This is a genomic window from Enterococcus olivae (assembly GCF_053760925.1).
The window spans coordinates 53,233-66,082 of sequence record NZ_JBSMVT010000010.1; the positions used below are offsets into that span (position 1 = coordinate 53,233).

12 protein-coding genes are annotated in these 12,850 nt (G+C 45.1%); all 12 read right to left on the minus strand.

Going from position 1 to position 12,850, the window contains the following annotated elements; genetic code table 11:
• Positions 1–69 precede the first annotated feature (69 nt).
• The 12 genes from ACWODM_RS08370 to ACWODM_RS08425 all read right to left on the minus strand — a co-directional run bounded on the left by ACWODM_RS08370 (position 70) and on the right by ACWODM_RS08425 (position 12,850).
• Positions 70–249 (minus strand): hypothetical protein, encoded by a 180-nt coding sequence (locus ACWODM_RS08370; RefSeq protein ID WP_455320923.1) that lies wholly within the window; start codon positions 247–249, stop codon positions 70–72.
• A 61-nt stretch (positions 250–310) separates the two neighbouring features.
• Positions 311–589, minus strand: a complete 279-nt coding sequence (locus ACWODM_RS08375) for a hypothetical protein (protein WP_455320924.1) — start codon at positions 587–589, stop codon at positions 311–313.
• 12 nt (positions 590–601) lie between these two features.
• Positions 602–2,602 (minus strand): minor capsid protein, encoded by a 2,001-nt coding sequence (locus ACWODM_RS08380; RefSeq protein WP_455320925.1) that lies wholly within the window; start codon positions 2,600–2,602, stop codon positions 602–604.
• Between the two features lie 2 nt (positions 2,603–2,604).
• The gene (locus ACWODM_RS08385) at positions 2,605–3,969 is read right to left on the minus strand and encodes a phage portal protein (RefSeq protein ID WP_455320926.1); all 1,365 of its coding nucleotides are present in this window, start codon (positions 3,967–3,969) and stop codon (positions 2,605–2,607) included.
• Between the two features lie 13 nt (positions 3,970–3,982).
• On the minus strand, positions 3,983–5,257 hold the full coding sequence (locus ACWODM_RS08390) for a PBSX family phage terminase large subunit (RefSeq protein ID WP_455320927.1): 1,275 nt from the start codon (positions 5,255–5,257) through the stop codon (positions 3,983–3,985).
• A complete protein-coding gene (locus ACWODM_RS08395) occupies positions 5,247–5,684 on the minus strand; it encodes a terminase small subunit (RefSeq protein ID WP_455320928.1) in 438 nt (145 codons plus the stop codon). Before ACWODM_RS08395 ends, ACWODM_RS08390 begins: the two co-directional genes overlap by 11 nt.
• A 142-nt stretch (positions 5,685–5,826) precedes the next feature.
• The gene (locus tag ACWODM_RS08400) at positions 5,827–6,219 is read right to left on the minus strand and encodes a sigma factor-like helix-turn-helix DNA-binding protein (protein ID WP_455320929.1); all 393 of its coding nucleotides are present in this window, start codon (positions 6,217–6,219) and stop codon (positions 5,827–5,829) included.
• A 4-nt stretch (positions 6,220–6,223) separates the two neighbouring features.
• The gene (locus ACWODM_RS08405; RefSeq protein ID WP_455320930.1) at positions 6,224–7,585 is read right to left on the minus strand and encodes an SNF2-related protein; all 1,362 of its coding nucleotides are present in this window, start codon (positions 7,583–7,585) and stop codon (positions 6,224–6,226) included.
• A complete protein-coding gene (locus ACWODM_RS08410; protein WP_455320931.1) occupies positions 7,582–7,869 on the minus strand; it encodes a VRR-NUC domain-containing protein in 288 nt (95 codons plus the stop codon). The genes ACWODM_RS08405 and ACWODM_RS08410 overlap by 4 nt, the downstream gene beginning before the upstream one ends.
• A gap of 318 nt (positions 7,870–8,187) precedes the next feature.
• The gene (locus ACWODM_RS08415; protein ID WP_455320932.1) at positions 8,188–10,626 is read right to left on the minus strand and encodes a VapE domain-containing protein; all 2,439 of its coding nucleotides are present in this window, start codon (positions 10,624–10,626) and stop codon (positions 8,188–8,190) included.
• A 16-nt stretch (positions 10,627–10,642) separates the two neighbouring features.
• A complete protein-coding gene (locus tag ACWODM_RS08420) occupies positions 10,643–10,825 on the minus strand; it encodes a hypothetical protein (RefSeq protein ID WP_455320933.1) in 183 nt (60 codons plus the stop codon).
• 63 nt (positions 10,826–10,888) lie between these two features.
• Entirely contained in the window at positions 10,889–12,850 is a 1,962-nt protein-coding gene (locus ACWODM_RS08425; protein WP_455320934.1) for a DNA polymerase, read from the minus strand.

A 12,850-nucleotide genomic window follows, 5' to 3' on the forward strand; every position in this document is an offset into this window, starting at 1 on the left:
AACGACATCGATAGGCTTATTTTTGGTAGTTTAACGGCATTCCGGCCGAGTTTGCTATTTATCGCATAGCTACGAGATAGCCGGATCACCTTCACTTTCCGGCACTGTCTGCCTTGCAGCGTCTAGTTTCGGAAAGTCCGGCGGCTTCTTCTGTTTCATCAATTTGCGTATAGCGACTTGCTGTAATTCACTAGGCATCTTTTCAAAAAATTCCAGGACATCATTGCGGTTTTCTGTACGGTTTTCCATGATGAATCCCCCTTTTTGTGCATAAAAATAGCACTTACCAACTTTCGTCAGTGAGTGCTATTTAATATATTCTATTTTCTTCCATATCCGCGAACATGATTTCATCCGCAGGCATTTCTGATATTTCGGTAACTGGGAAAATGCCGTTGATCGCAAGAAACGCATTTCTTTCGTCTGTCAGATCGTCGTCATAATCGATCATATCCGGCATAACAACGACGGCAGGGATGTGAGCTGCTAACAACTCTTTGAAGTTCTTAAATAGTGTTTTGTCTGTGCAGTGCAGCGCGCCGTTTTCCCAGTAAAACTCGGCATCGTACACCTTTATTTTAAAACTCAATTTTCCCACCCCCTATTTCGTTAAGATCGTTTCTAGCAACCAGTTCATCATATCTGCATCTTTTGCCATTTCCAAAGGATCACCGAAAAGCGTATCAGTTCCCATCGAAAGCAGCTCGTAGGCTGTTTCGCCATAATCTTTCCCCATGTAAGCGTCCAGGAAGTCGTCTTTTCGCGTCCTTTCTGCTGGGCCATATCCGCTATTCTTTTCGATATCTTTCAGTCTTTCCAGGCTTTCGCCTTTTGTCCGGCGATCGTAAAAGTCTTTCTCTGCTTTAAGTATATCAGCGCTTATATGTTCTTGTCTATGACCGAGTTCATGAATGGCCGTTCTTAGTGTATTGTGTTCACCGTCACGACCGGATAAAGCAAGCTCCGATTCAAATTGATTGTGGATGTAATACCCACGTTTCACTTTCTTCGTTCGGATAGGTGCGTAGTCTGCAGACCGTTTCACCCAGTCCGTTGGAAAATATTCATAGGCTTCCGCTAAGACTTTAGACATTTGTGCGCGCGGGTTTGCGATATGGCCTTTAAGGTCTACCGAACCTACTCCAAACTGTCGGTATTCGCTTAAAATCTCTTTTACGCGATCCGCGTTGTCCTTCACGTAGTTTAGACTGATTTCATCTACTTCTTTTTTCAGCCGCATGTATTGAAAGTACAGCTTATCATAATCGTGCGCAGCTTGTGTACGTTCCTTTTTCATCCGTTCGGCTTCTTCCAGGTCTTTCGGATCTCCGTCCAGCCTGTACCTGCTTTCAGCACTTTCGATTTTATATCGCAACTCGGTGCGCTGCTTATTCAATTCAATCAACTTTGCATAATGATCGCTTGAAGCCTGTTTCGCTTGCTGCAGTTCTTGGCTTCGCTTGTTAAGTTGTGCATCTTTGACGATTGCTTCTGCTGCTCTTAGCCACGGTTCTTTTGCTTTTGCTGCAGGTTTCTTGTCTTCTCGCTTCAAGCCTACCATCTCTTGCCACTCGTCATAAGTAGCAGCTTCGGTGTCTACGCTGCGACCAGTAACCGGATCACGTGACCAGCGCGTGAAGTTCATCTGATCAAGAATTTCGTCCCACGGTGCTGTCGTGCAGCGACAATAAGGATGAAGCGGCGGCAGAAAATTTTTAGGGCCTACCTCAAACACTTCGCCATCTAAGCCGGCACAACCGTGATAGGTTTTACCGTTGATCACGTAGTCAACTTTACAAGTGCTGCTTTCCAGTGCTGCAATCCATTCATATTTTTCAATGCCGGAAGCTTCATACGCGCTGTAAGTAGCTTGTTCAGTGATATACGCCGATTCAGTGACAACGAGACGATGAATGTCGTCGTCTTTAAAATCTTTCAGCTTACCTTTTGCTAGTCGCATTAAATCGTCTTGCTTATAACCTAATGCGATACCACGATACAGGCTTTCTGTTAAGGTTCGCGGCAGTTTGCTTGTTGCGTTGCCCCAAATCCTTTCACTAAAGTTTGAACCTTTCCAGCCGGCTCTTACGATCGCATTCAGCTTGTTCTCACTGATATATGCAAAGTTGCCAGTGATAGCGCCGGTTTGCATTTGTCGCGTGTAGATGGTGCGGTAGTAGGTATCTTTGTAACCGTCTTTTAAAAGCGATTCTAAGGCCGGTATTTCGTCCGTGGTGGCTTTTGCCATCATCTTGGATATTTGTCCTTCGAGTTCTTGCAAACGACTGACACGGCTCTTGTAATACTCTAAATCGAGTTCATGCTCGTAGTTGCCATCTTTGGCCATTTGTTCCCACTCTGAAAGTGTGTACTTCCAGTTTTGCAGGTCTGATCCTCGCAAAAGCTTTTTCGCTTGCAGCGGATCAATGGTGCCGTCTTCTTCGGCATATCGTTTACACCAGGCATCTATTTCGGCTTCAATCGCTTTGAAGGTGCTGGCCATGTTTTTCGCATAGGCCTGTTCGTACTTCTTGGCTTTTGATAACTGCGCTTTTTTGATATCTAAATAGCGGTTATTCCAGTATTGCGTGTTCTTGGCCATAGTTATTCACCCTCGCCGGCGTTGTAGCTGTCTCCTAATTCAATCAGTTCTAGTTCGTGCTGCCAGTCCTCTGCCAGCGGGTTGTTTTTGGCGATTGTCTCTTTGCTGGTAACGTCGGCCAGTTTTGCAACCATGTCGGCTTTTTCCTGCCAGTTCTGCACGCTTGCACGCTCCCAGGTCTGTGTAATGTTTAAATTACGTTGATCCTTGCCGTGCGCTTGTAAAATCAAATGGATCAAATTGTTAAAAGCTACGCGATATTCACTTTCTAACGCACTAGCTTTTAATTCTAGCAAGCCGTACAACATTTTCAATGCGACGCCGCTGTTGTTTCCTAGTTCGAGTTTCGTTGGATTGACGCCCTGACCTTGTAAAAAGATTGCGTCACGGGTTTGTTCCAGCAAACTGTTGCGGGCTTCTACCGGTATATCGATTTGAAGCGTGCTGACGCCGGATCTGTCGCCTGCGCCACTGTCCTGCATCTTGATCGCTTTCGCTTCTCGTAAATCACTCATAAACTCACTTAAATCCGTACCGCCGTAGTTCGTTAAAACGACAATTACTTGCTGCACGTCTTTAATATCGTTCACAAAACCGTTATAAACGGTATCGTACACGTCTATTAAACCTTTGTACTTGTCTAGGTCATTCGTGTGCATCAAATTGTTAGGGAAGCGCACAAACGGGATTTCGTCAAAGCCGTGGTTAAACACGTTCACACGTTCCACTTCTTGGCCTAAATTTTTATCGATGATAGGGATGCAGTTATGCACTTCCATCGTCGTAAAGTCGCCTTTGCGTTTGAAGAAAGTCGCTTCCTTTTCCGTCCAATATTCTTCATAGATCATCGGTTCTCCAGTTTCCGGATCGATTTGCGAATAAGTGCGCCGGATAGCAAGAATTTTCTTCTCGATGTCATTGTTATAAATGACGACAATCTGATCCGGTGGCACGATTGAATATTTAAAATCGCCTGTATCCATATCTTTCCAGCAGTGAAGCCACGCTGTACCTGCATTACTTGAATCAACTACCAGGCGTTGCAGTGTACGCGCAAAACGATCGCCCAGGTCATCGGTGATGATCTTGTCTAGCTCTTCGCTTCCTGTATCGAAAACAGGGACCACGCTGCCGACATAACTTGCTTTTTGATCAACTAATAGCTGGTGGAAGTTGTTGCTTACTCGGCTATCTGCTTTTCTCAAAAAGTCTTCTTTCTCGTTATCTACTTTGCTTTCGCCTTTTGTTTCCAGCGTTATGTCATTTTCATTGTGATAATATCGCCTGGCCACTTTATATTTTTTGTGGATTTCCGTGCGAATAAGTTCCAGCTTCTCAAACAACTTAATGGCTGTTTCAAGTTCCATGTCGCTTCTCCTTTTATTTTAGAATTTCGATGCCGCCGCGTCGTCTGCTGCGATGCTCTACCGCATAACGCAAGGCGTCAATGATGTGGTTGTAACTGTCTACAGGTTCGTTGATATACTCGCCTGTTTTCTTGTCTTTCTTCCAGGTATAGTTTTCCAGCTCTTCTTTTAGCTTTACGCAGCGATCATCGATAATGAGATCATATTGCAAAAGCCATTGAATCCCTTGTCGAATTGAATCCGGGCCTTTTGTGGCTGGCCGGATACGTGGCACGTTGTATTTTGTACGAATTTCGGCGATGGATTTCTGTTCTGCCGAATCGGCTGTGATGATTTCTTTGCCGTAACCGAATTCGTGGATCTTGTTTGCAATCTGATCGTTGAGCAAACCTTTTTTCGTGTATTCTTCCATGCAATAAATTTTTTTGTTGGCCTCGTCCACTTTTACGTGTAAGAAAGCCGTCGGATCGTTGACATAACCAAAGTCAAGACCAAAATCGCTTTCTATGCCTCGTAGTTTGTTGTCTGTTTTGTCTAAACGGCGCATTTGATATCTAGGAAAGACTAGCTTATCAAGCGTTGCAAACTCGCCTAAAGCGTAAATACGATAGTATGCCGGATTTCGCTTTTCTAACTCTTCGATCGTGTGCCGGTTTTCCTCATCCAAAAACTTGTTGTCTTTGTAAGTCGTGTGATGGATGCCGACTCTTTCAAGGTCCACTTCGGCTTCTTCGCCGAAAAAGTGTTTGTACACCCAGTTCAGTTTAGAAACGGGGTTAAACATCAAAAAGATTTGTCTAAAAACGTGCTTACGATCACGTAGACGCAAGGTAAGCTGTGTGTAATCATCTAGTGTGAATTCCGTTGCTTCTTCCATGACAACGTCTGATATGCCTTTAATTGACTTGATTTTTTCCGGGTCATCCATGCCCTTGAATAAAAATTCCGCACCGTTCGGTAACGTGATTCTAAAATCGGTCATGTTTACCTTGCAGCGATCCAATAAGTTGAAATCGGATAAGCAAGAAATCACGTCAGCAAAAATCGAATCTTTGATCGATGTGCCGACTTTTCGCAAAAACAAAATCTTTCGCGGCTTTTTCCATTTTTGGCAGGCTTTGATTACAACTTTCTGCACGACGCCGTGAGATTTGCCGCTACTAGCTCCGCCGTAGTGAATTTCGGTGAATTTTGAATAGTCGAATAGACTATCATAAGTATGCTTGTTAAAGACGCGTGAGGGCTTTTCAAACTGCAGCACGATGTTAATTTTTGGCTTAGTCTTCATCATCCCATTCACCAACTTTAATCACGATATCGCCTGTTTGTAAATCAACTTTATCGGTGAATAGTGCATGACGTTTACCCAGCAATTCAGCGGCTTTTATCCGATCTTTTGCGCCGACGTCTATATCAGTGATACCTTGCGCGCCTTCACCTAGCCCAATTAAGGTTTGTTCTCTGTGTTCGCCCCTCATAATTGACGTTAGAAACTCCAAAACCTCGCTGGCATCTGCCTGGCGTTCGTTGTGCATAATTTCAAGCTGTTCGTCTATATACGTTTTAACCTCAGCATTTCTAAGCAATCTCCCCGCATTCGTTGCCGCCGTTTGATCGCTTTTAACTGACGGATAAGCGGCTTTATATGCTCTTGTTCCGTTCATATCTTTCAACCATTCATCCGCAAAAACCTTCCGCTTTGCAGTCATTGCCATGTCTTTTCACCTCCCTAGAACGCAAAAAAGAGGGGATACACCTTTTCAATCAAGAAAGGTGTATCCCTACAGTTTGCCCAGTTATACTGGTAACAGTATAACTGAATATTACAAGGTGTGGTGTGACCTGTTTGTGACCTTTTCAAATTTTTTCGCGTTGAAACTCGATTCTTTTTAAAATTTGTCGGTGTTTTCGTCTCAAATAGTCTTGATTGTACCCAAATTCTATCGCTATTTCTTTCAAGGTCAATCCCTCAATGTATTTCATTCTAAGTATGTGCTGTTCTGTTCCTTGGAAAGAATAAATGACTTTTTTTAAGTCATACAGTTCATTCATTTTGTCCGCCAATTCGTGTTCTAAATCGGCGATAATATCTTCAAGTCTTGCAGCCTTGGATCCTTTTGTCAGCGAATACTTGCCTAAATCATCCGGATCACACCAACGTTCCAACTCATGTTTATATGTGCTTAGTTTCCATTCCAGCAACTTGATTTTCTGCTGCCACTCCTGGTAACTGTTTAACCATTCGTACATAAACCTACCCCCGATACTCCTCAATCTTTGCTTTTACGGCCGCCATTAAGGCTTCTTGGCCAACTTCTTTATTTTCCAGTGCTTTGATAACCTGTTCGTCGATCGTGTCTGTTGTCACTAAATGATGCACGATCACCGGTTCTTTTTGGCCTTGTCGGTCCAGTCTTGCGTTTGCCTGCTGGTAATACTCCAGCGACCAAGTAAGCCCAAACCAAACGATGATATGGCCGCCTGCCTGCAGGTTTAAACCATGCCCCGCAGATTGCGGATGTGCTAAAAGTACCGGTATCTTGCCTTTGTTCCATGCGTCGATATCGCCGGCAGCAACGTCCAATTTTTTCGCTTGTTTGAAAGTAGCTTGTATGCGGTCAAGGTCATGCCGATATTGGTAAAAGACTAAAACCGGTTGCCCCTGTGCCTCGTCTATGATGCGTCCTAATGCTTCCAGCTTTTTCTCATGTATTTCCCACTCGTTGCCGAATTCATCGTATATGGCGCCGTTAGATAGCTGTAAAAGCTTGTTTGATAAGGTGGCCGCGTTGCTGGCAACAACATCAGCGTCTTTCATTTCTAAAACGTATTCTCGTTCCAGTTCCTTGTATTTTCGCCTGTCCTTTTCGTCCAACTCCACCGATACGATGTTATTTGTTCGTGGCGGTAACTGCAGGTAGTCCTTGGCTTTCATACTGACGCAGATATCACTAATTTTTTTGTAAATGGCTTCTTCCGCTCCTGGTCTTAATCGCCAGCTATAGACGATGTGGCCGTTTTGTTGATCCGGCACAAAATACTTGTTTCGGTATTGTGTGATCGTCTTGCATAGCCGTTCACCTTGATCCAATAAATAAATTTGTGGCCATAAATCCATTAAGCTGTTCGGTGACGGGGTTCCTGTTAGTCCTATCACCCGCTTCATCGTTGGCCGTACTTTACGCAGTGCTTTGAAGCGTTTCGCGCTGCTTGACTTAAAGCTTGATAATTCATCGATAATAACAGTTTGAAACGGCCAGCGGCGTTGGTAATGGTTTACCAGCCATTCTACGTTTTCACGGTTGATCAGATAGACGTCGGCTTTTTTACTTAATGCCGCCAAACGTTGTTTCTGGCTGCCTAAAACCTTTGAAAAGGTCAAGTGCTGCAAGTGATCCCACTTGGCTATCTCGTCGGACCAGGTTTTTTCTGCTACCGAAAGCGGCGCGATCACCAAAACGTTTTCTACGTCGCCAAAAACATTGATCAGTTCTTCGATGGCCGTCAAGCTAGAAAGTGTCTTGCCTAAACCCATATCCAGCAATAAGGCACAATAGGGATGATCTAAGATAAAATCTTTTGAATACTCTTGGTATTCGTGTAGCTGGCATTTCATAAATCGCCCACCTTCATTTTCAAGGCGAAAAGTTCCGCTTCGGTTTTCGTATCGATCACGTAAATTTTTACGCCGTGCTTTTCAAACGTCTTCGCCATTTTTTCTTGGTCTTTTCTTGGCTTCTGCCCCGGCCGTTTCAATTCAACGAAAAAGGTCTTGCCTTTAAAAATTGCGATCCTGTCTGGTACGCCTCGCACTCCTGGGCTAGTAAATTTTAAACATAGCCCGCCTGCCTTCGTTATCTGCTTTTTAAAATATGTCTCGATGTCTTTTTCAGTTTCCATTTTCGGTCCCCTTTCTGCCGTACCACTTGTACCCCCTCGCGCGCGTATAGACTGAAACCCCTGTTTTACATATATTTTATATACCCCTATATATGTATAATTACTTTTTCAGTAAGTAGAGTAAAAAAGGTGGTACAGGTGGTACAATGCACCTCTTTCCCTACTGCCCCAACGCTTCAAGGCGTACCACTAGGCGTACCACCTCACTTTTTTAGGTGGTACAGGTGGTACACTAGTGATTTTTGGTGTACCACTTTTCATTTTAAAAGGTGGTACACCCTCGCTTTTTACATGAAAAATGCTGTTTCCCTTGTGGCTCTAAGGTTCTTGCTTTACGTAGGCAACTTGTCGTCCGTACCCCGTGCCAAACCTTAAACGCCCCTTATCTCCTGTGTTTGATTTCTTCCAGCCGGTCAAATTATTCAAAATTAAACGAATTTCTGCCGCTTTTGCCGGATGAATATTCTTAGAATCTCCGTTATAGAGTTCGTTCCAAATCTCCGCCACACAAATTTTGTTTCTCACGACATCGCCGTCATCCACAATGTCCGTGCCGTGGCCTTGAATATACTCGCGCCTTTCTTGCTTTGTACGCGCGTACCAGTCTTCCGTTATTGGTATTTCCAAATATTCCAAAATTTCGCCTTCCATGCTTGACGATTCCGTGTGAAATTCTTGTTGTTCCAGCGCCCACTTTTCTTGTTCGTCGGTCAAATACAGCTTTTCGCCGGCCTTCCAATAATGCACGGCTTCCGCCCAAATCTGATCACGCGTTTCGTCTGACATTTCCCAAACGTGATGCTTGATCGGTTCAATGCCGACATCTACCGGCCAAAAACGGCGGTTTCCGGTCTTGTCTCTTAAAAACTCATTATCGTTCGTCGTTCCCCAAAACACGCAACGGCGTTTAAAGTACGACTTGTGACGGCCATAAGCCACCCGGAAAATGTCTTCTTGTTTACTGATAAAATGTTTCGTGGCTTCGATATCTGCTTTTTTGGTGGCGGAAAGTTCGCCCATTTCCATGATCCAAACGCCTTGAAGTGCCTCGTAGGCATCTTTCCCGCTGACCCCTTCTAAGCTGTTAGAAAACCAGTCTCCGGCCAATTTTGCAGGCAGTAAGGTTTTCCCGATACCTTGCGGACCGCTTGTGACTAGCATGTAATCGAATTTAATGCCTGGCACGTAAATTCTTGCTACCGCAGCGGCTAAAAACTTCCGCATGGCCACGCGATTGAATGGCACGTCTTGCGCGCCCAGGTAGTCCATCAAAAGCGTTTCAACTCTTGGTACCTCGTCCCAATCCAAACTTTCCAGGTAATTAAGTACCGGATCGTAAGAATTGCGTTCGATTTCTTGTGCCAGCATATCGTCGATTTTTCCACGGTTGACGATGCCATAAATCTTTTCGATGTATATTCTTATGCCGGCGTCGTCGCTGTCTTTCCAGGTTTTATCCTGGCCAACTTTACGCCACGGCAGGTCTTTCTTGATTTCGATACGATTAGAAAAGCTGTTCATGAAAATCTTTTTCCGGATGTTCGGATCTTGCAGAATGATCGTTTCCAAATTTTTCGCAGAAGCGGCAATTTGTCCGTATTCATCAATTTCAAGTTCCATTTTCTTAAACCAGTCTTTGTCCTCTTCTTCGAGTTCCACCAGTTCGCCGTCAAAGTCTTCAAACGCCTGCGACAACGTTTCAGATTGAATCAGCTTTTTAACTTCCTTATCGTCCATCGCAAAATCGCGCATCGCCTTGTAAGACGGATAGCGGTCTATTCTCGTCTGCGGTTTAACATCCTCGTCCATGTCGCCGTAAAGATGAATACGGACCAGGTCAAACGCGTTGACTAATTGATCGCCCACCGGATCGGTGCCGTGGTGGCTATAAGCAAACTTGTCATCGTAAATCACTAGCCCGCCACTCGTCGAACCGCCTAAATACGTCCAGCGGTCATCGTGGCCAGTCGGCCCGTACACGTCCGGCAAAAAGGTTTCAATAGCAGAAACGATGTCATATGTGCGGCAAAATGCCCCGACCGCGCCTTTCTTTTCCAACGGATCGCCGGCCTTTTTCGCCTGGTCTGCACGGATTGAATGCCCGCGACTTGATTCCGGCCAAAAACTACTATCGCGCCAGTCGTGATACTCGGCCAGCACTTCGTCCGGATCAATCCACGGCGCGTCCATGTAGTCCGTAAAATATTCGCCATCGATTGAATGGCTGGGAAAATACATCAATCGTTCAGCCTGGTACGTCGTATCATCAAAGTTATCCATGCCGAACAAATCAGCAATTTTACGCGCTAACGGTTCGTATTCTTCGGCCGTCACCGGCCGGCTTAAAGGGATAATTAAGCGGTAACGCGGGCCTTTCACTAAATGGCTGTGTGTCGTATAAACGGCAGCCGCGTGATCAAATAAAATTTTCACGTCGTCCCAAAAGTCCAGTGTCGTGCTGTCCGCGTCCAGCGTCACAAGACTGCGCTGCTGTGCAAACCCCTTTTTCCGCTTGCCTTCTTTTAACCAACCACCAACAAACCCGCCAACATCTTTGATGTCGTCTTGCTTGGATTTCGGCATTTTTTTGTAGTCCTCAACGGTTTCCTGCGTCACCGTCGGCGTGTTTAAACGTTGCAGGAAGTCAGACCAGTTCTGTGTCCGGTTCTTCCATTTTCTTTCTGTTCTTCCGCTTCCAATGGCGAGATGGATCTCACCGTTAAACTTTAAAGATGGATTTTTTTTAGGCTTTTCCATTTCTCGGCCATCCTTTCTAAATTTTTGAAATCATTAGAGGTTCTGGATAAACGGGCACTTGTAACGCCAATCGAGCTTTCGTATCTGTACGATACGAAGGAAACTTCTTTTGTAATTTTCGGCGAACCTCTTCTTCATTTCCTTCCGCATAAATCTCGCCCGTCTCTAACCCAAAAGCTCGGTATTGTTTCTGTTTCATTTTTTATCACCTCGAGTATCAGAGCCATCTTATGCCAAACAACTGCTTCATCCATAAAATCACCTAATCTTTCATATAAAATTTCGTTTCAAAGCCTGCGGCTGCTAAAGGTAATCCTTCTGCCCAATCAGGAACGACAGAAAGAATTTCATTCATCTTATCTACCGAACCAAAATCGTAAGGAACCTCGCAGACTGCTTCATCGTGTACGTGGAACACAACTGGATAGCCTTCTTTTTCAAGTCGTACAAGCGATTCAGCTAGTACATCCCTAGCCGTTGCTTGTACAATGTTTTCCACCAATTTTCCGCCATAGGTCTGTTGCTTCGTAAAAGCGACCTTATCACCTTGACCTTCGTAGAAAACGGCTGGTCCATAATTTCCTTCTTCCAAATGAGCTTTAGCGTATGCCAATTTTCGTCCGGACGGTAATTGGATGAACAGAAAACCGAATTTTTTATAAAATTTCAACCCTTTCGGCCCTTTGGTGATGCCGCCGTTTTTTAGGCAGTCGATCACGGCCCGCTGTGTATCAAACCAAAAATTTTTAATTCGCTTGTTTGCTTCGCGCCACCGGTTCACGATGTCTTGCAGCTCTTCTTCTTTGATACCTTGTTCCAGTGCGCCCATTGCTTTAAGTGCGCCGGGTCCGCCTTGGTAGCCAAGTGCTAAGGTGGCCACTTTTCCACGTTGCCGCATGTCTTTTCCTGTGTGGCTTTTCCAGTCGTAGTCTTCCACTTTTCCAAGCCCAAACATTTGCGCGGCTGTCGCTTCGTAAATTTTGCCGTGTGTCCTAAACACGTCCAGCACCCAGTCTTGATTGGCGTACCAGGCAATAACCCGCGCTTCAATCGCAGAAAAGTCGCTGATTACAAAGCGGTGGCCGTCTTTTGCGATCAGGCCGGTTCTGATTAGTTGTTTCAAGGTATCCGGCACACTGTCATACATCAATTCGATGCCTTCGGTGTCTTTTGCTTTGACTAGTTCCCGTGCGAATTCTATTTCGCGCAGGTAGTTTCTAGGCAAGTTCTGTACTTGCAGCAATCGGCCGGCCCAGCGCCCTGTTCGGTTCGCGCCGTAAAATTGCAAAATACCGTGAATACGGCCGTCTCTGCACGTTGCGCCGTCCATCATGATGTATTTCTTCGTTGACGAGTTGGAAAGGTTTAAACGCAATCTAAGGGCTGTTTCTACCTGTTCCGGCAACTTGCCGCCGCTGACGGCAGCTTCTACTAAGTCCTTGCCTAATTTCTCAAAAGGTGTGCCTTGTGCTGCTAACCACTCTTTGAGTTGTTTCAAGCTGTTCGGATTTTCTAAGCCGGTCACTTCTCGCAACTTGGCCATGTTTTCATCTGTCAGCTCTTCCATCATCTCAACAGCTGCAGTAGCTAGCTCACCGTCAACTTGTGCCCCTCTGTCGTTAATTTGTTGATCTAATGCATAGAGTTGCCACTCGCTTTCTTTGACTGGCACTTTTCCTAGTTTTTCAGCGATCGCCATTTCAACGTTTACATCTTGTATGCAGTATTCAACAAAGGTTTGCCACTTTTCCGGATCGTGTTCCGGCAGGTTTCTCGTCCGCTGATCGTTTTTCTTTGTCGGCTTGCACGGCTTAGAAAAGAAATTGATCAACTGCGTGCCTCTTGTGTCTTTCTGCTGTTCGATGCCTAAATACTTCGCACATTGGCCAAGTGAAGCCGGTAAGCCTAACTGGTTCGCATGAACCATCGTGCAGCGCCACTGCGCCGGATCCAGTCTTTCGCTGGCACCGACAAACTTAGATAGACAAACACGTTCAAACTGTGCGTTAAAAGCGATTTTTGTTACTTCCGGATCGTCCAGCGCTTCGATAATTTCTTCCGGTACTTTGTCTTTAGTAAGATCGATACATTCCACCGGACCGCCATCAACCGAAAAGGCAAACAGCAGAATTTCAAAGTTCGGACTATCCACATACTTGTAAACGCCGACTTTCATTAAGTCCTCGTCCGAGTATGTTTCTATGTCGATGTTTAATGTTTTCAT